This window comes from Longivirga aurantiaca (genome assembly GCF_042660085.1).
GTDB classification, from domain to species: domain Bacteria; phylum Actinomycetota; class Actinomycetes; order S36-B12; family CAIYMF01; genus Longivirga; species Longivirga aurantiaca.
Genome location: NZ_JBHSTI010000008.1, coordinates 1 through 17,105 on the forward strand (window position 1 = coordinate 1; position 17,105 = coordinate 17,105).

At 69.8% G+C, this 17,105-nt stretch carries 17 protein-coding genes; 11 read left to right on the top strand and 6 right to left on the bottom strand.

Annotated elements, in window-relative coordinates:
* Positions 1 to 19: 19 nt before the first annotated feature.
* Positions 20 to 136 (top strand): hypothetical protein, encoded by a 117-nt coding sequence (locus tag ACFQGU_RS03775; RefSeq protein WP_386768138.1) that lies wholly within the window; start codon positions 20 to 22, stop codon positions 134 to 136.
* 6 nt (positions 137 to 142) lie between these two features.
* On the opposite strand, the gene ACFQGU_RS03780 is transcribed toward ACFQGU_RS03775, so the two are convergent.
* Positions 143 to 928: an SDR family oxidoreductase gene (locus ACFQGU_RS03780; RefSeq protein WP_386764028.1), complete on the bottom strand. Its 786-nt coding sequence runs from the start codon at positions 926 to 928 to the stop codon at positions 143 to 145.
* Positions 921 to 2,579, bottom strand: coding sequence for a class I adenylate-forming enzyme family protein (locus ACFQGU_RS03785; RefSeq protein WP_386764029.1), 1,659 nt, complete (start codon positions 2,577 to 2,579; stop codon positions 921 to 923). Before ACFQGU_RS03785 ends, ACFQGU_RS03780 begins: the two co-directional genes overlap by 8 nt.
* 98 nt (positions 2,580 to 2,677) lie before the next feature.
* On the opposite strand from ACFQGU_RS03785, the gene ACFQGU_RS03790 reads away from it, so the two are divergent.
* From ACFQGU_RS03790 to ACFQGU_RS03805, 4 genes are read left to right on the top strand one after another with little or no spacing between them, the layout of a single operon-like run.
* Complete coding sequence (locus ACFQGU_RS03790) at positions 2,678 to 3,415, top strand: SDR family oxidoreductase (RefSeq protein ID WP_386764030.1); 738 nt, start codon at positions 2,678 to 2,680, stop codon at positions 3,413 to 3,415.
* A gap of 57 nt (positions 3,416 to 3,472) precedes the next feature.
* Complete coding sequence (locus ACFQGU_RS03795) at positions 3,473 to 4,708, top strand: acyl-CoA dehydrogenase family protein (protein WP_386764031.1); 1,236 nt, start codon at positions 3,473 to 3,475, stop codon at positions 4,706 to 4,708.
* Positions 4,705 to 5,466: an enoyl-CoA hydratase/isomerase family protein gene (locus tag ACFQGU_RS03800; protein ID WP_386764032.1), complete on the top strand. Its 762-nt coding sequence runs from the start codon at positions 4,705 to 4,707 to the stop codon at positions 5,464 to 5,466. The genes ACFQGU_RS03795 and ACFQGU_RS03800 overlap by 4 nt, the downstream gene beginning before the upstream one ends.
* Positions 5,467 to 5,478: 12 nt before the next feature.
* The gene (locus tag ACFQGU_RS03805) at positions 5,479 to 6,255 is read left to right on the top strand and encodes an SDR family NAD(P)-dependent oxidoreductase (RefSeq protein WP_386764033.1); all 777 of its coding nucleotides are present in this window, start codon (positions 5,479 to 5,481) and stop codon (positions 6,253 to 6,255) included.
* 3 nt (positions 6,256 to 6,258) lie between these two features.
* On the opposite strand, the gene ACFQGU_RS03810 is transcribed toward ACFQGU_RS03805, so the two are convergent.
* The gene (locus ACFQGU_RS03810) at positions 6,259 to 7,338 is read right to left on the bottom strand and encodes an LLM class flavin-dependent oxidoreductase (protein ID WP_386764034.1); all 1,080 of its coding nucleotides are present in this window, start codon (positions 7,336 to 7,338) and stop codon (positions 6,259 to 6,261) included.
* A 74-nt stretch (positions 7,339 to 7,412) separates the two neighbouring features.
* On the opposite strand from ACFQGU_RS03810, the gene ACFQGU_RS03815 reads away from it, so the two are divergent.
* The 3 genes from ACFQGU_RS03815 (at position 7,413) to ACFQGU_RS03825 (ending at position 11,207) form a co-directional block, all read left to right on the top strand.
* On the top strand, positions 7,413 to 8,192 hold the full coding sequence (locus ACFQGU_RS03815; RefSeq protein ID WP_386764035.1) for an SDR family NAD(P)-dependent oxidoreductase: 780 nt from the start codon (positions 7,413 to 7,415) through the stop codon (positions 8,190 to 8,192).
* Between the two features lie 3 nt (positions 8,193 to 8,195).
* Positions 8,196 to 8,720 (top strand): nuclear transport factor 2 family protein, encoded by a 525-nt coding sequence (locus tag ACFQGU_RS03820; RefSeq protein WP_386764036.1) that lies wholly within the window; start codon positions 8,196 to 8,198, stop codon positions 8,718 to 8,720.
* 669 nt (positions 8,721 to 9,389) lie between these two features.
* A complete protein-coding gene (locus ACFQGU_RS03825; RefSeq protein ID WP_386764037.1) occupies positions 9,390 to 11,207 on the top strand; it encodes a hypothetical protein in 1,818 nt (605 codons plus the stop codon).
* Positions 11,208 to 11,606: 399 nt separating this feature from the next.
* On the opposite strand, the gene ACFQGU_RS03830 is transcribed toward ACFQGU_RS03825, so the two are convergent.
* Together ACFQGU_RS03830 and fgd are read right to left on the bottom strand one after the other, a co-directional pair.
* Positions 11,607 to 12,710, bottom strand: a complete 1,104-nt coding sequence (locus ACFQGU_RS03830) for a hypothetical protein (protein WP_386764038.1) — start codon at positions 12,708 to 12,710, stop codon at positions 11,607 to 11,609.
* 320 nt (positions 12,711 to 13,030) lie between these two features.
* Positions 13,031 to 14,071, bottom strand: a complete 1,041-nt coding sequence (gene fgd, locus ACFQGU_RS03835) for a glucose-6-phosphate dehydrogenase (coenzyme-F420) (protein ID WP_386764039.1) — start codon at positions 14,069 to 14,071, stop codon at positions 13,031 to 13,033.
* 266 nt (positions 14,072 to 14,337) lie between these two features.
* Between fgd and ACFQGU_RS03840 the strand changes: the two genes are divergently transcribed.
* Together ACFQGU_RS03840 and ACFQGU_RS03845 are read left to right on the top strand one after the other, a co-directional pair.
* Positions 14,338 to 15,165, top strand: a complete 828-nt coding sequence (locus tag ACFQGU_RS03840) for an enoyl-CoA hydratase/isomerase family protein (RefSeq protein WP_386764040.1) — start codon at positions 14,338 to 14,340, stop codon at positions 15,163 to 15,165.
* Positions 15,166 to 15,211: 46 nt separating this feature from the next.
* A complete protein-coding gene (locus ACFQGU_RS03845) occupies positions 15,212 to 16,411 on the top strand; it encodes a low temperature requirement protein A (protein WP_386764041.1) in 1,200 nt (399 codons plus the stop codon).
* A 26-nt stretch (positions 16,412 to 16,437) separates the two neighbouring features.
* On the opposite strand, the gene ACFQGU_RS03850 is transcribed toward ACFQGU_RS03845, so the two are convergent.
* On the bottom strand, positions 16,438 to 16,656 hold the full coding sequence (locus tag ACFQGU_RS03850; protein ID WP_386764042.1) for a hypothetical protein: 219 nt from the start codon (positions 16,654 to 16,656) through the stop codon (positions 16,438 to 16,440).
* A 101-nt stretch (positions 16,657 to 16,757) separates the two neighbouring features.
* Between ACFQGU_RS03850 and ACFQGU_RS03855 the strand changes: the two genes are divergently transcribed.
* Positions 16,758 to 17,102, top strand: a complete 345-nt coding sequence (locus tag ACFQGU_RS03855; RefSeq protein WP_386764043.1) for a VOC family protein — start codon at positions 16,758 to 16,760, stop codon at positions 17,100 to 17,102.
* Positions 17,103 to 17,105: the final 3 nt, after the last annotated feature.

A 17,105-nucleotide genomic window follows, 5' to 3' on the forward strand; every position in this document is an offset into this window, starting at 1 on the left:
GCCGTTGACGCTGCTGCTGTTGAACCTGCTCAACTGGACGATCTTCTGGTACCGGCCGGAGATGTCGCTGTCGGGCGACCAGATCGCCGACCGGATGGTCGACCTGTTCCTCAACGGCGCGGTCAAGCCCAGCTGATCGCCGTCACGCCGTGCCGCCAGCGGACGCAAGTCCCCCGTCCACGGTCAAGACGACTCCGGTGACCCACGCCGCGTCGTCCGACACGAGGTAGGCCACGGCCGAGGCCACGTCGGACGGCGCGCCCAGCCTGCCCATCGGATAGTGGGCGGCCACGGCGTCCTCCCTGTCCTCGTACAGGGCCCGGGCGAACTGCGTCTTGACCACCGCCGGGGCCACGGCGTTCACGCGGACCGTCGGCCCGAGCTCCGCTGCCAACGTGCGGGTCAGGTGCGAGACCGCCGCCTTGCTGACGCCGTACATGCCGATCCCGGGCGATGGCGTGTCGCCGGTGACGGACGACAGGTTCAGGACGCACCCACCTCGGGTCACGAGCCCCAGCGGGTGCCGCACCGAGTCCTGCACCCAGGCGAGCGTGCCGAGGACGTTGACCTCGAGGATCTTCCGGGCGGCTCCGAGGTCGACGTCGACGATCGGTCCGTAGGCCGGGTTGATCCCGGCGTTGTTGACGAGGATGTCGAGGCCGCCGAGCTCGTCGGCGACCCGTGCCAACACCTCTGCCCGGTGCTCAGCGTCGTCCGCCTTGCCCGGGACGCAGATCGCAGTGCCCGCAGGCATCGTGCTGACGGCTTCCTCCAGCGGACCGGCCGACCGGGCGGTGATGCACACACGAGCGCCCTCGGCCACGAGCCGTTGCGCGATAGCGAGGCCGATACCGCGGCTCGCGCCGGTCACGATCGCCGTGCGACCGTCGAGCCGGCCACGCGTGGTGACGGTGGTCGAGTCAGTCACGTGGGTCCCTCAGCACGTTGCGGCGGATCTTGCCCGTCTGGGTCTTCGGGAGGTCCTCCACCAGGTGGACCTCCCGCGGGCACTTGTACGGAGCAATGCGCTCGCGGACGAAGGCACGGAGCTCGTCAGGGTCGGCCGAGCGACCAGGCTTGAGCGAGACGTAGGCGACGACGGACTCGCCCTGGTAGTCGTCCGGTCTGCCCACCACGGCCGCCTCGTTCACCGAGGGGTGCTCGTACAGCGCGTCCTCGACCTCGCGGGGCCAGACCTTGTACCCCGAGACGTTGATCTGGTCCTTGAGCCGGTCGACGAGATAGATCCAGCCCTGCTCGTCCATGATCGCGCCGTCGCCCGTCCGCAGCCGTCCGCCGGGCATCGTCGCCTCGGTCGCCTCCGGCTTGCGCCAGTAGCCGGGGACGACCTGGGGGCCGGACAGCTCGAGCTCGCCCTGCTCGCCGTGGGCCACCGGGTGGCCGAACGGGTCCACGACGCGGGCGCGGAGGCCGGGCAGCGGCACGCCCACCGACAGGGTGCCGCTCGGCTGGTGGACGGGCGCCCGGCCCCGGAGCGGAACGGCGATCGTGGCGGACGTGGTCTCCGTCATGCCGTACACGTTGTGGATGTACACGCCGAAGCGCTCCTGGAAGCGCTCGACAGTGCTGGGCGGGATCGGTGCGCCGCCGGAGTAGAGGGCGCGCACCGAGGCGAACTGCTCGGCACCGGCCTGCGGCAGGTTGTAGATCGCGTTGAACGCCGTGATCGAGCCGATCGTGAAAGTGACCTCGTGCTCGGCGAAGGCCTCGAGGACCACCTCGGGCTGGAACCGGTACGCGAGCACGAGCGGTGCCCCCGTCAGCAGGGCGATGGTGCAGTTGATCACCGCACCCGTGATGTGGAAGAGCGGGGCGATCGCGAGCACGACGTCGTCCGGTGTCAGGGCGAGCCACGAGGCATAGCTGCGGACGACCGCCAGAACGTTGCCGTGCGTGTTCATCGCGCCCTTGGCCGGGCCGGTGGTGCCCGAGGTGTACGCGAGGAGTGCCACGTCGTCGAGACCGACCTCCGGCTCCGCGGCCCGCCTGCCGGCGAACTCCTCGGACAGGGCCAGCAGATCGCCGTCGGGGGACACGGGACCGACGTCGAGGCTGCCGAAAGCCCTCAGGTCGTCGCGGGTCTGGCCGTGGCGGGGCGACGAGCTGAGGATCCAGAGCACGGTGCTTCCGGCCACCGTCGCCCGCGTCTCGTCCACAGCGTCGTCGCCGCAGACCATGCCGCACGCACCGGAGTCGTCGATGAGCTTGCGCAGCTCCTGACCCCGGTACATCGGGTTGAGCACCAAGGCGGTGGCGCCGAGCTTCCAGAGGGCGAGCAGCAGCAGCGGGTATGCCGGGACGTTCTGGAGGTAGACGCCGATCCGATCGCCGCGCTGCACACCTCGGCTCTGCAGGGCGGCGGCCAGGGCGTTCGAGCGGTCCTCGGCCTCCTGAGCCGTGATCACACCGTCGAAGTAGCGGACCGCGGGGGCCGTCGGCGCTGCGGCGACCCGTGCCCGCCACGCGTGCACCAGCGACGCGTCGGTGGTCGCGACGTCGGCCGCGACTCCTGGTGGGTACAGCGGGAGCCAGGGCCGATCGTCCTCGTCCTGCGGCACGCGGTCCTCCAGTTCTGGGTGCGGCGCCGAGTGTAGACCGGGCGCCCGACAGATTGCTACTGTCGGGCGACCGGCTCACCGCAGCGACGAGGGAGATCATGGCGACGCTCACGTACGACTTCACGGGCAGGACAGTGATCGTGACCGGTGCGGCCCAGGGAATCGGCGCCGAGATGGCGGCCTTCTTCGCCCGGGCGGGCGCGGACGTCGTCGCGGTGGACCTGGACGCGGAGCGTCTGGGCGACGTGGCTGCCCGGGCGGGGGCGCGCATGGTCGTCGGCGACGTCTCGGCGACCAGCACAGCGGACGCGGCCGTGACTGCCGCCCTCGAGGCGACCGGGCGCGTCGACGTGCTCGTGAACAACGCCGGCATCCTGCGTGACAACGTCGTCTGGAAGATCACCGACGACGACTGGGACCTCGTGCTCGGCGTCCATGCTGGCGGGACGTTCCGGATGACGCGCGCCTGCACGCCGGTCTTCCGCGCTCAGGGGTCGGGCCGCATCGTCAACGTGACCTCGTACACGGGACTGCACGGCAACGTCGGCCAGGCGAACTACGCCACCGCGAAGGCGGGGATCATCGGGTTCACCAAGACAGCGGCGAAGGAGCTCGCCCGGTTCGGGGTCACTGTCAACGCGATCAGCCCCAACGCGGCGACCCGGATGGTCGAGAGCATCCCCGAGGAGCGCCGACGGGAGATCGAGCTCCAGGCACCGCTCGGCAGATTCGGGGAGCCGAGCGAGATGTGCGCGGCGGTCGGGTTCCTCGCCTCCGACGAGGCGGCGTACATCACCGGGGTCGTCCTGCCCGTCGACGGCGGGCTGTCGATGTGAACGGCACTCCACCTGATGTGCGTCCCCGCAGCACCGACGAGATGAGCTGACGCGAGCATGGATTTCTCCCTGAGCCCGAGAGCACGCGAGCTGTCGGACTCGCTCTGGCGCTTCCTCGTCGACGACGTCCTGCCCGCCGAGGCGGAGTACGACGCCTACCGTGCGGCTGCCGGTCCCGACGACCACTCGGTGCCCCCGGTGGTCGAAGCACTCAAGGGCGAAGCGCGAGCGCGCGGGCTCTGGAACCTCTTCCTCCCCGACGTTTCCGGCCTCAGCAACGTCGAGTACGCGTCGTTGGCGGAGATCACGGGTTGGTCCACCGAGATCTTCCCGGAGGCGGTGAACTGCGCAGCGCCGGACACGGGCAACATGGAGACGCTCCACCTGTTCGGCAGTGATCAGCAGAAGGCCGAGTGGCTCGAGCCGTTGCTCGAGGGCCGGATCCGGTCGTCGTTCGTCATGACCGAGCCGGGGGTCGCATCCTCCGACGCCACGAATATCGAGTGCCGGATCCGCAGGGACGGCGACGACTACGTGATCGACGGTCGGAAGTGGTGGGCGACGGGTGCCAACGACCCCCGCTGCCGCATCCTCATCGTGATGGGCAAGACCGACCCCGACGGACCCAAGCACCGGCAGCAGTCGATGGTGCTCGTGCCCGTCGACACTCCGGGCGTCGAGATCCTCCGGTCGCTGCCGGTGTTCGGCAGGCAGGACCAGCACGGCCACGCGGAGATCGTCCTCACCGAGGTCAGGGTTCCCGTGTCGAACCTGCTGGCCACCGAGGGCGACGGCTTCGCGATCGCGCAGGCACGGCTGGGGCCCGGGCGGATCCACCACTGCATGCGGGCGATCGGAGCCGCCGAGCGCGCGCTCGCCCTCATGGTCGAACGCGCTCGCACCCGCGTCGCCTTCGGTCGGCCGCTGGCCGACCAGGGGATGATCCACTCCGCCATCGCCGAATCGCGGGTCGAGATCGAGCAGGCGCGGCTCCTGACCCTCAAGGCCGCGTGGCTCATCGACAGGTACGGCAGCCAGGGAGCGGCCAACGAGATCGCCCAGATCAAGCTCGTCGCCCCTCGAGTGGCCACCCAGGTCATCGATCGGGCCATCCAGGTCCACGGCGGCATGGGGGTGAGCGACGACGTCCCGCTGGCGAAGTCCTACGGCTGGCACCGGGCCATGCGCATCTTCGACGGACCGGACGAGGTGCATGCGCGCTCCATCGCGCGCAGCGAACTCCGCAGGGAGTACTTCACGCCTCCGGAGTGGATGAGGCCGGATCCACGATGACCATCGTGCCCCCGTTGGTGGTCGTGGAGGCGGACGCCGGCGTCCTCACTCTGACCTTGAACCGTCCGCAGTCGTCCAACGCGCTCGATCCGTCGCTCGTGGCAGCCCTGGACATCGCGTTGGACGCCGCGTCGTCGGTCGATGTCGGGTGCGTCCTGCTGCGGGCCGCAGGCAAGCGATTCTGCGTGGGCGGCGACGTCACAGCCTTCGGCGCGGGGAGCGACGTCGCTGTCGTGGAGTCCCACGTCGTGCGCACCGCGGGCGTGGTGAGGCGCCTGCGTGAGCTCGAGGCTCCGCTGGTGGTGGCCGCCCAGGGAGCCGTTGCGGGCGCCGGGCTCGCTCTCGTGCTGGCCGCAGACGTCACGGTGGCTGGTCGATCGACGCGGTTCGTGCCGGCGTACAACGCCATCGGGCTCACTCCGGACGTCGGTGTGTCCTGGTTGCTGACCCGGGCGGTCGGGGAGCGTCGCGCGCTGCAGTACCTCGTGTCGGGCACGGAGCTCACGGCCGCCGAGGCATGCGACTGGGGGATCGTGTCGGAGGTCGTGGACGACGACAGTGTCGGCGGACACGCCGAGTCGATCTGTCGGCGGATCGCAGCGTCTGGGTTTGCCGCACGCGAGACGAAACGGCTGCTGCGCTCCGCGTCGACGGCGACGACGGACGACAGCGCCGGGGATGAGGCGGCCACCTTCGGTCGTGCCCTGTCGTCCGACCTCGCGCAGCGTCGCATCGCCGACTTCCTCGACCGACACTGAGCTGGGAGCATCATGGACCGGACTGTGGCGCTGGTAACCGGCGCCAACCGCGGCGTCGGTCGCGCGTTCGTCGAGGCTCTCCTGGACCGGGGCACGGTGAAGGTCTACGCCGCGGCCCGCGATCTCGATTCCCTCGGACCGGTGGTCGAGCTCGATCCCGGCCGTGTCGTACCGGTTCACCTCGACCTGCTCGACCCCGCGAGCATCAGCGAGGCCGCGGTAACGGCGTCGGATGTCACCCTCCTCGTCAACAACGCGGGCATCCTGCGCTTCGGCGCGGGCCTCGAGATCGAACGTGACGAGGTCCTGGACCACTTCCTGACCAACACCATGGGCACGTACGACGTGATCCGCTCCTTCGTCCCGGCACTCGAGCGCAACGGCGGTGGACAGATCCTGGTCGTGATGTCGCTGCAGTCGCTCGGGGCGCGCCCGGGCGCCACCGGCTACTCCGTGTCGAAGGCCGCCCTGCACTCGCTCTGCCAGTCCCTTCGTCCCGCACTCCGGGAGCGCGGCATCGCCCTCTCGGGCGTGTACCCGGGGGCCATCGACACGGACATGCTCCGGGGTTTCGACATCCCCAAGACGTCGGCCCGCGACGTGGCCGAAGGTGCATTGCGCGGTCTGGACGAGGGACGGGCCGACATCTTCCCGGATGCGGACGGGCAGCTGCTCGGCGACATCTGGCGCACCGATCCGCTGCGGCTCGAGCGGCTCTTCACCGACACCGACGAACTGCGCGAGTTCCTCACACAGGCGCGAGCCGACCGCGACGCGGCTCGCAGCTGACCGTCAGACCTGACCCAACCGCAGGGCGTCGGCCAGATCGTCGATGTCCTCGTCGGAGTCCGGGCGGATGGAGAAGCACACCTCGGCTACGCCGGCAGCCTCGAGGTCGGCCATGCGGGCCCGGAGTCCTTCCGCTGTCCAGATGCAGCTGCCGCTCGCGAGCAGCTCCGGCGTGATGAGGTGGGCCTCCTCGGGCCGCACGTAGAGGCAGTGGCCCTCCTGCAGGTCCAGCACCGGGTTGGCGGAGCCCTGCATCGACTCGAGGATCGGCCGGTAGCCCTCGACGGCTGCACGCATCGCGGGGCCGAGGAAGTCGGGCACCCCCTTGCCGAGGAGGTAGGCCTCGTCCGCCCAGTAGTGGACCTCGGACATCGCCATCTGCCCGGCGATCGCCCGGATACGGGGTGAGTCCAGCTCCTCGCCCTCGCGGAGCGTTCCGCCATGGGCCACGAAGTACGTCGCCCGCAGCTCCTCGGGCGCGCGACCGGCGTCGCTCCACGCCTGCTTCATGGCGGTGAGCGAGTCGGGCACCCCGCCGGGTCCCGGAGGCAGGATGTCGGCCCATCCCACGCCCAGCTCGGCAGTCAGCGCTCGGATGCGCGGTCCGGCGGCAGCGATGCTGATCGCCACAGGGTCAGCCGTGTTGAGGACCCGGCCGGGATGCAGCAGCCGCACGGTCGACGTTCGGCCCTCGGCCACGACCTGCGCGTCGTCGCCCCGCAGCAGCGCCCGCACCGCGGTCATGTGCCGGGCGAAGTCTTCGAGCCTCTGAGGCGTCAGACCGTAGCTGCGCCGTGCAGTTCGGCCCGTGCCCGCCGTCAGCTCGAGCCTGCCGGGCGCGAGAGCGTTCAGCGAGGCGAAGGCGCATGCTGTGACCGCAGGGTCGCGGGTCCAGGGCACGTAGACCCCGGTGCCGATCCGGATGCGCTGCGTACTCACCGCTGCCGCTGCGGCGTTGACGATGACATCGCCCGCGACCAGCGGCGAGTCCCAGAAGCGGATGCTGGAGAACCCGCGCTGCTCGGCGCGCAGTGCACGTGCCGCCCCGTCGGCGTTTCCTGCAACGGTGATGCCGTACTGCATCGGACCTCCTCGGCCCAGGCTGCGGGCACGTGCCGAGGGTAGACTGTCAACCGGGCGGCCGATAGATTTTCGCCATGGATCTCCTGGGCATCACCGCGCTCGTGACCGGCTCCAACCGCGGCGTGGGGAAAGCCCTCGTCGAAGCCCTACTGGAGCGCGGGGCCTCCCGCGTCTACGCGACGGCGCGCGACGTCGGGGCAGTGGAGTCGCTCGTCGCACTAGCCCCCGAGCGTGTGGTGCCGCTGCATCTGGATCTGCTGGACCTGGCCTCCATCGCGACGGCGGCAGACACTGCCAGCGACGTCACGCTCCTGGTCAACAACGGGGCGATCCTCGAGTTCGGCGCTGGTCTCGAGTGCGAGCGCGACAACATCCTGCGCCACCTCATGACCAACACGATGGGCAGCTTCGACGTCATTCGCGCGTTCGCGCCGGTGCTCCAACGCAACGGAGGCGGCCGGATCGTCACGATCATGTCGCTGCAGTCGTACGCGGGGTCGAGCGGCCTGGATGGCTACTCCGCGTCGAAGGCGGCGCTGCACTCGCTGTCGCAGTCCTTGCGTCCGGTGCTCGAGGCTCAGGGCGTGACGATCAGCGGGGTGTACCCGGGAGGAATCGACACCGACATGCTCAAGGGGCTGGACGCGCCGAAGTCCTCTCCCCGGACAGTCGCAGAAGGCACGCTCGACGGAATCGAGCGCGACGAGCAGGACATCTTCCCGGACCCGGTCGCACGCCTTCTTGCCGAGATCTGGTTCGCCGATCCGAAGCGCTACGAGGAGTTGTTCGCCAAGACCCCGGATCTCGTGGCAGTGCTCGACGCGGCGCGCGCCGACGGCCGTCTGGCGATGTGAGCGGTGCCGACGGCTTCGGGCGATGCCGCCTCCCGGCTCGACGCCCTGGAGGCGCGGCTGCGCCTGCTCGAGGACGAGCGCGCGATCCGCGACCTGCTCTCGACCTACAGCAGCCACGCTGACGCGATGCGCGACGACGACTGGCTGGCGCTGTGGTCGCAGGACGGGGCCATCGAGGTGGCGATGGGGGAGGGGTCGGCTCTGCTCGCCCGACCCGGCAGGTGGAGCGGCCCCGAGGGGCTCCGTGCCTTCATCACCAACCCTGATGGGCATCAGCGACCAGGGTTCTACGGGCGAAGCATGCACATGCACGGCAACAACTCGATCGTCGTCGTCGACGGCGACGACGCGCGGGCGACGACGTACTCGTTGCTGCTGCAGAGGATCGGTGACCAGACGGTCGTGGTCGGGGCGGGCGTCAGCGCGTGGCGCTTCCGACGCGAGGAGGGGTCGTGGGTGGTCGTCGAACGCCGACGGAGCGAGGTCGGCGCCGCCGAGACGGCCGAGCTCCTCGGCACGACTCGCTAGCGCAAGGATCCGCCCGGCACTCCTGCGAACCGTGCCTCGGTCACATCGAGCGGGTGCGGGATGCCCGGGTCATGTTTCCCTGTCGAGCCTTGGAGGTGGTGCGGTTGCATCGGCTGGAGGTCGATGTTGAGCAAGGCTCAGAAGGCCAAGCGAGTGGCGTGGGCTAAACGTGGGCTAAGCAACGGCGAATCGGAGTGAAGCGGAGTGTCTAAAGGTTCTTCGGGTGAGATTGGCGAAGCCCCATATCCCGTGCAACGAGCGGGATTTCCGTGGAGCGGGTGACGGGAATCGAACCCGCACTGTCAGCTTGGGAAGTTGCCCAAGTGCACGAATCGGACAGGTTCTCCTGGGGTTGCGTTCGACGTGAGGGCTGTGCACGTTCGGGGGCCAAAGGCGAATACCTCTTGAGGGGCGGTGTCGGACGGGGATGGCACCATCGCTTCATCGGATGCCTTGGGCGACCGAACTTTGACGGTCGTCGGCCGAAGCAAGACGAGTGTTGCGTGACTGGTCCACCAGTCGTCGGCTGGCTCTGGACTTGAGTGGGGAAGGGCGATGACTGCTTCAGACGTCGAGGTGCGTCGCCAACTCGCGGCTGCTCGAGCTTCGCTGACAGGAGCTGCCCCTGGCCTCGTTCCGACAGGCATTGCGATCCCACAGGAAGGGCAGATGTACGCGGCCGGTTCTGCGTCACCGCTCCTCGCCCGCGCCATGGTGCAGCTTGCTTCTGGATTGTTCGTCCCCCAGGGCGTCGCACGTGAGAAGTACCCCATAGACCTGATGGCCACCTTCGTCACAGCGAGCGAGATCTTCGGCCGCCGCCTAGAACCGGGCATCGTCCAGTACGTGCTCGAGCGCACACCACGAGTCTCGGGAATCCAGTTCTGTGTCGAACTGACCCGCCGCTTGAACACACACGGAGGGGATTGGCGAACCCTCCAAGATGAGCTGCTGTCACGGTGGTTCACCCCAGAGGGTGCCACGCGTGCGAGGGCACTCGTGTCCGATGGGAATCGCCGGCTGGTTGCGGAGCAAGGGGTGCTCATGCTGCTCAAGAGAGTCCTGCAGTGGTGCCCGGAGCAAGTTCCCGAAGACGACGTGGAAGGGCCCGCAGGACTGGTGCTCGCCTACTTCGCGCTCGCAGACGATGACGGGGAGTCCGTGCCGTCGGGCGTCGAAGACCTGACGCCCGAGCAGTCGCAGCGACTTGCTGCCGAAGTCGTGAGCAACCAGTGGTTCCATACCGATCAGGACATCGTAAGTCTCTTCGCCCGACACGCTGGCCGATGGGCACCGACCGAAGTCGAGCCGCAGCCTCGCGTCCTGTACCAGCGGGCTACCGGGCTGAGGCTGGAGCTACTCGAGAGCGTGACTCTCGCGATCTGGGCAGTGACCCAAGGCGGCGCTGTCTGGACAAGCACGGAGCAGTTGATAGCAGCACTGGACTTCGACGCGGCAGACGTCCAGCAAGTACTCGACCACCTCAGTCTTACTCCCGAACAAATGCGTGATCAGATACGCGACGAGGAATCTTTGCGCGGGCAGGATTGGAGTTTCGCCGCGTTCGAGCAGTTCCCTCTCATCGCCGACGGCGGCGGGGTCGTTGTCGTGTCCCCGAGTCTGCTCTTGCGCCGTGTGTTCTCGTGGACTCTTACCTGGGACGTCCGAGCCAGTTCCGCCATCTCGAGGACGCAAGTGGAGCGGTTCGTTGCCCTCATTCGTGCCCGTGCGGAGGAGCAGATCAGGGAGGCCTTCTCGGGCATCTATCCGGGGCTGCCCACCAAGCGCGTTTACACGGAGGATGAGCAGGCGAGCGCGTTTGCGACGGGCAAGGATCTTCCTCCCCGAGCCGACCTGGTGGTCGATGACGTCGATTCGTGGCTCGTCGTCGAAATCACCTCAAGCATGCCGACCATGCAGACCATCGCCTCGTCGTCCGATCGTGCCTATCTCGATGACATCGAGAAGCTCTTGGCGAAGGTGAAACAGATCGACTCTTCCATTCGAATGCTGCGTGATCATGAATCTGCACTAACGGGGCACGCCGCGCGTGCGAGGCAGTTCATCCCTGTGCTCGTGTGCACCGAGGGCTTCCCCGTGAATCCGATGACGTTCGGCGAACTCACGCGTCGCATTCGCGAGCTCGGGCTACTGGACGGCGGCGACGTCATGTCACTGCGCCTGCTGAGCAGCGAGGATCTCGATGCAGCCGAGGCCTTCACGGAAACCAATGGGGTGGCACTGGCTGACCTGCTGCGCGATCACGCGGCGTCAGGGCTCCGAGCGTCGGATCTTCGCAGCTACATCATCTCGGAGCGAAACCCGTCACGGATCCGGCCGCATCGCCTGGATGGCTCGACGGATCCGGTCTTCGCGGCCCTCCTGGCGACGGTTCTTCCAAACGCTGCTCTAGGCGCGACAGAGGGGGACTCGCCCCCAACGCCGCTTGATCCGGGACCTTCTGACGGCCAATCCGCAGGGAGCTAGCCGTAGTCCGTTGATCTTGGTGTTGCTCACAAGTTGCTCACAGAGCATCTGGCACCCCCCACGTTTGGCCGGTACCTGCCGGACGGCTGCAATCCTCTGACCTGCGGAAACGTCATCAGGCGTCACTCGCCATCACCCCCGATCACCCCCTCGAACCAACTCGTAATGCGTAGGTCATCGGTTCGATTCCGATAGGCGGCTCCAGCACATCGGCCCCTGGCCCGCGGAGACGCGGCACAGGGGCCTTGCGCTTTCGTCGGGCCGTCGGCAGGGCACCTGTCGGGGCAACGTACTGGACGCGTCCGGCGCTTCGTCGGGAGCCAGGTGGGCATCTCGCCCGACGGCACCGCGGGGCCGCGAGTCGAGCGCCTCAGGCACCGGCGTGACCATTGCTCGCCGCTACGCGCAGGCTTCGACGAGGGCGGCAGTGATCGAGTCGGTCTGCTCCTGCGACAGCCGGAGCACCGCCCACGCCCGTGCCTCGTCGGCGGCGGTCACAGACACGGCCACGCCCTGCACCGGGCGCCCCTGCAGCCAGCCGGCGTCGATCCAGAGCCCCGGCGGCCAGCCGGCGTAGATCCAGACCGGCGCCAGGCGCGGGCGGGCGCAGTCGAGCACCGCGAGCGGGACGGCCAGGTCGGCCGCTCCACCGGCCGGCACGGCGGCCACGGCGCTGCCCACGGCCACAGAGGGCGGAGGGTCGGGCACGGCCACGTCGGAGGCGACGAGCAGCCGCACAGGCAGCGTGCTGCTCACCGTCGCGTGCAGGGTGGCGGTCCGAACCTGGGTGCCGGGCTCGACGCGCATCGCGCTCATCGTCAGGCCGTCCTCCACCTGGGTCTGCAGGCACGTCCGCCGCAGGTGGGCGGACCAGTCCGCACCGTCGGCGGGGATGTCGACCCGCCGTGTCAGGTCCCGTCCGTACCGGTCGATGCGGTGGACGAGCAGGTGGAAGTCCTCCCTCGTCGCAGACAGGGCGGACGGGTCCGTGCAGTCGACGATCGCGCGGACGGCGAAGGTGGGCGGGATCCGTGCGGCCACCGGGCGCTCGGTCGCGGTGCTTGCCCGCACTGCGGGACCGTCGACGCCCACGATGTCGTACGCGCTCGGGTCGTCCTCGTCCGCGACCAGCGAGTAGACGCCGATCTGCATGTCGCGGTCCGCGTAGAGCCGGTGGTCGCCCAGCGAGGGGTCGAGCACCTCGGGGGAGAGCACCGAGACGCGCAGCACCGGGTCCGGGTCCGGGAGCCGGTCGCCGAGGGTGCCGAACCCCCACACCGCTGCGACGAGCACGGCCGTGCCGAGGAGGGTCAGGACGGAGGCGGTGCGGCGGTGGCGCCGCAGCCACCCGCGGACGCCGAGACGCTCCATCCCGTCATCGAGGCGGCCGAGCACGGTCGACGAGACGCCGTCGTCGAGGATCTCGGGCGCGCCTCTCCCGACGACCTCGTCGAGGTCGTCGGGGTCGAGCCGGGCCGAGGAGGCCCGTCCGTCGCCTCCCACACCGCCACGGTAGGCCGGCGCCGCGACGCGTTGCCACCGTTGCGAATCCTCGCGCGCAGGTAGCCGCCATCCGGCGCGCTACGTCGTGATGTCATGCGCTTGAGGGCGGCAGATGACCGACCAGCCCATGGCACCCGATCGAGGACCCCCCTACAGAATCGGAGGTGATGCCCGCCGCGCAGAGTCCGCCTCCGCCGACCCAGCCGCCGAGCCTCCGCCGCCCCCGGCGGGACCGGTGGGTGACGACGTCACGCGTCGCAATCTCGCTCAGGGCATCCGGGGGGCGCCGTGGGCCTCTCGACGTGTCGTCCGAGGGCTGCTCAGCCTGCCGTCGGGAGCGCCGACTCGAGCTCGCGCAGCCGGGGGATGACGTCCTCGGCCATCTGGTGCAGGAACCGTGCCTGGTCGTGGCCGGGGCCGTGGAACACGAGGTGGTTGAGGCCTGCGTCGACGTACTGCTTGATCTGGGCGACGGCGTCGTCGGGGTCGCTGCTCACGATCCAGCGCTTGGCCACCTGCTCGATCGGCAGCTCGTCGGCGAGCCGCTCCATCTCCTCGGCCGACGACACGGTGTGCTTCTGCTCGGCGCTGAGCGACAGCGGGGCCCAGAACCGCGTGTTCTCGAGCGCCGCCGACGCGTCCCGGTCGTACGAGATCTTGATCTCGATCATCCGGTCGATGCCCTCGACCGAGCGCCCGACCGACGTCGCACCCTCAGCGAGCGCCGGCAGCAGGTCCTTCGTGTACAGGTCCATGCCCTTGCCCGAGGTGCAGATGAAGCCGTCGCCCACGCGCCCGGCGTACTTCGCCATCTGCGGCCCGCCTGCTGCGACATAGATCGGGACGGCGATCTCGGGCTTGTCGTAGATCTTGGCGCCGACGGTCGTGTAGTGCTCGCCCTTGAAGTCCACGTGGCTCTCGGTCCAGAGCTGGCGCATGAGGTCGATGGCCTCGCGCAGGCGCGCGGCGCGCTCCCTGAACTCGGGCCATTCGCGCCCGGAGACGGCGATCTCGTTGAGCGCCTCGCCGGTGCCGACGCCGAGCATGATCCGGCCGGGGGCGAGCAGCGCCATGGTGGCGAACGCCTGGGCGATGACGGCCGGGTTGTAGCGGAAGGTCGGCGTGAGCACGCTCGTGCCGATGGTCACGCGTTCCGTCCGCTCGGCCACCGCCGCCATCCACGCGAGCGCGAACGGCGCGTGGCCACCCGTCTCGCGCCAGGGCAGGAAGTGGTCGGAGGTGACGACGCTGTCCAGACCGACCTGCTCGGCCAGGACCGCGAACTCGACCAGGTCGCGCGGGCCGAACTGCTCGGCCGAGGCCTTGTAGCCGAGCTTGAGGGGCGGCGAGGTGCTGGTCATGTGGCGCGACGTCCTTCCGGGGTGGTGCGGAGCCAGGTGCGGGATGCGATCGGGCTGGCAGACTGCGCAGGCTCTCGAACGCCTCGCTGTGGACCTTTCTTCTCATTCTGTCCCGCGTCGGGGCGGCGCACGACCCGGGGTGAGGTCACTCCGCGGGCTTCGCGGCACCCTGCCGACCCGGTCGTGCTCGGGCGAGTGGTGCCTTGGGCGGACGCCTGCCGACCGGTAGGTCCGCCGACGGAACGGCGCCTGCTTTCATGGGCGGCATGGACGACACCGTGCTCCGCGACCTGGTGGGCGACTCCGGGCACATCCAGGTGCGCATCGACGACGGCATCGCGGTCGTGGCGTTCGACAGGCCCGACAAGCACAACGCCATCTCGTTCGAGATGTGGTCGGCGCTCGCCCGCATCTTCCCCGCGCTCGACGCCGATCCCGACGTCGACATCGTCCTCGTGACGGGATCGCCGGGCGGGCCGTTCAGCGCCGGCGCCGACATCGCGGAGTTCCGCACGCTCCGCTCGGACGCCGCCGGCGCCGCGCGCTACGGCGAGGCGGTCGAGGCGGGCGAGCGCGCGATCATCGCCTGCTCCAAGCCGACGATCGCCGCGATCGAGGGCTTCGCCATCGGCGGCGGCACCCAGGTCGCCGTCGCGTGCGACCTGCGCGTGTGCGGCACCGGCTCGCGTTTCGGCGTGACGCCCGCCCGCCTCGGGATCGTCTACTCGCTGCCCTCGACCGAACGGCTCGTCGAGACCGTCGGCGCCGCATGGGCGAGGTGGATCCTGCTCACGGGCGACCTGCTCGACGCCGACGCCGCGCAGCGGATCGGCCTGGTGCACGAGGTCGTCGCCGACGACCAGGTGGCAGACCGCGGCCTCGAGCTCGCGCGGTCGTTGGCCGCACGCGCCCAGCTGTCGCTGGTCGGCGGCAAGGCGATGGTCGACCGCGTGGTGCACGGGCTGCTCGAGGAGGACGACGAGGTGCGCGCGGTCTACGAAGCCTCGTGGTCGAGCGCCGAGTACGCCGAGGGCGTGGCTGCGTTCCTCGACAAGCGCACGCCCGACTTCCGGGCGGCCCGCGGCCGCCCGTAGGTTGGCGACCGCTCGTCCGTCGGCGGGCCCGGAGCAGGAGGCAGGCATGTCGCAGGCGCAGCCGGTGTCGGGACGCAGCGTGAAGCACCGGCTGCGCGCGTGGTTCGGTGCCGGACCGCGACGTCACGGCGAGCCGCTCCCGCTCCGTTCGGTCAGCTATCTCGAGCTGTTCTACGACCTCGTCTTCGTCGTGCTGATCGGCCAGGCCGCGCACACGCTGGCCGCCCACCCCGGGTGGCGCGGGACGGCGGAGTTCGTCGCGGTCTTCGGCCTGGTCTGGATCGCGTGGATCAACGGCACGCTCTACCACGAGCTGCACGGCCGCGACGACGGCCGCAGCCGCTTCTACGTCTTCGCGCAGATGGGCGTGCTCGCCGTGCTCGCCGTCTTCACCGGGTACGCCGGCACCGCGGACGGCACGGCGTTCGCGCTCACCTACTCGGTGCTCCTGCTGCTGCTGTTCTGGCAGTGGTACGAGGTGCGGCGCCACGACCTGCCGCAGGACAAGCAGGCGTCGACGCCGTACCTCATCGGCCTCACGGTGACGATCGCCGCGATGCTGGCGTCGGCGTGGCTGGCCGACGGCCCGCGCGTCGCGGTGTGGATCGGCATCAGCTGCGGCTGGGTCGTGCTCGGCCTCACGGGATTCCTCGGGCGCTCGCGACCGCTGACGTTCTTCCAGCCGACCGAGTCGCTCGTGGAGCGCATGGCGCTGTTCGTGATCATCGTGCTCGGCGAGACCGTCGTCGGTGTCGTCAACGGCATCAACGAGACCGAGCGCGACGCGCTCACGATCACGACCGGAGTGCTCGGCCTGGTGATCGGGTTCGGCATCTTCTGGAACTACTTCGACGTCGTCGGCGTGCGCGAGCCGCGCGGCGACCGCCGTTCGCTCGCGGCCTGGTTCTTCGGGCACCTGCCGCTCACCGGCGCCGTGGCCGCCGCCGGTGCCGCGATGGTGGGCCCGCTCGTCCATGCGCACGAGGCGCGGACGCCTGCGGCCGTGGCGTGGACCCTGACCGGGGCGGTGGCGATCATCCTGATGCTGATCGCGCTCGAGTCCGCGGCGGTCGAGCAGCACGACGCGATCGACACGCGGACTCGCACCTCCGTGTACGCCGTAGGAGCGGGCCTGGTGCTGCTGCTCGGCGCGGTGGCGCCGGCGCCCTGGCTGCTCGCGCTCCTGGTGGTCGGGGTGCTGAGCCTGACGTGGCTCAGCTCGTTCGCGCCGCCCGAGCGCGACTGATCAGGATCCGCGCCGGGCACCGACCGTCAGGTGCCGGAGCCCCGGCCTACGAACGTGCCCGCCGCCGGCGGCACGACCTCCGCGTCGCGCAGCACGCTCTCAGGCACCCAGCGGTAGAAGCCCTCGCGGGTCGACGGGTGGGTGAAGCCCACGAGCCCGTGCCAGCCGTCGTCCTCGAGACGGGTGGCCATGAGCGTCGCGGGCAGCCACCGTCCCTCGTGGCACACCTCGACCGGTCGCAGCATGAGTCCACCGTCCTCCTGCCGAGCAGGTATGACCAGCCGGGTACGCCCGAGCACGGCGAACGGGGTCGCCGCGGCGCGCCCGGGATCGCTACCGTGCCCGGATGCGCATCCTTGGGCTCTGCTTCGCCGGAACTGCCACCGACAGCCGCGACGCCATGCGGGGGTTCCTGCAGGAGGTCCTGGGCCTGTCGACCATCGACGTCCCCGGTATCGAGGCCGACTGGTTCGAGCTGCCTGACGGCACGGCGTTCGCCGTCGCGTCGCCCGGCGGCATGGGCGAGACGGGCAGGTCGATCGGGTTCCTGGTCGAGGACCTCGACTCCGCGCTCGCCGAGCTGCGCGCGCAGGGGGTCGAGACGGACGCGGTCTCGGAGAACGCCGTCTCGCGCTACGCCCACTTCGTGGCGCCCGACGGCCGTCTCTACGAGCTCGTCGATCGGCGCTGACCC

Coding starts and splice junctions, on each gene's coding strand:
- ACFQGU_RS03790 (WP_386764030.1), top strand. CDS start 2,678: ATGGCGACGCTCACGTACGACTTCACGGGCAGGACAGTGATCGTGACC.
- ACFQGU_RS03795 (WP_386764031.1), top strand. CDS start 3,473: ATGGATTTCTCCCTGAGCCCGAGAGCACGCGAGCTGTCGGACTCGCTC.
- ACFQGU_RS03800 (WP_386764032.1), top strand. CDS start 4,705: ATGACCATCGTGCCCCCGTTGGTGGTCGTGGAGGCGGACGCCGGCGTC.
- ACFQGU_RS03805 (WP_386764033.1), top strand. CDS start 5,479: ATGGACCGGACTGTGGCGCTGGTAACCGGCGCCAACCGCGGCGTCGGT.
- ACFQGU_RS03810 (WP_386764034.1), bottom strand. CDS start 7,338: ATGCAGTACGGCATCACCGTTGCAGGAAACGCCGACGGGGCGGCACGT.
- ACFQGU_RS03815 (WP_386764035.1), top strand. CDS start 7,413: ATGGATCTCCTGGGCATCACCGCGCTCGTGACCGGCTCCAACCGCGGC.
- ACFQGU_RS03825 (WP_386764037.1), top strand. CDS start 9,390: ATGTACGCGGCCGGTTCTGCGTCACCGCTCCTCGCCCGCGCCATGGTG.
- fgd (WP_386764039.1), bottom strand. CDS start 14,071: ATGACCAGCACCTCGCCGCCCCTCAAGCTCGGCTACAAGGCCTCGGCC.
- ACFQGU_RS03840 (WP_386764040.1), top strand. CDS start 14,338: ATGGACGACACCGTGCTCCGCGACCTGGTGGGCGACTCCGGGCACATC.
- ACFQGU_RS03845 (WP_386764041.1), top strand. CDS start 15,212: ATGTCGCAGGCGCAGCCGGTGTCGGGACGCAGCGTGAAGCACCGGCTG.
- ACFQGU_RS03850 (WP_386764042.1), bottom strand. CDS start 16,656: ATGCTGCGACCGGTCGAGGTGTGCCACGAGGGACGGTGGCTGCCCGCG.
- ACFQGU_RS03855 (WP_386764043.1), top strand. CDS start 16,758: ATGCGCATCCTTGGGCTCTGCTTCGCCGGAACTGCCACCGACAGCCGC.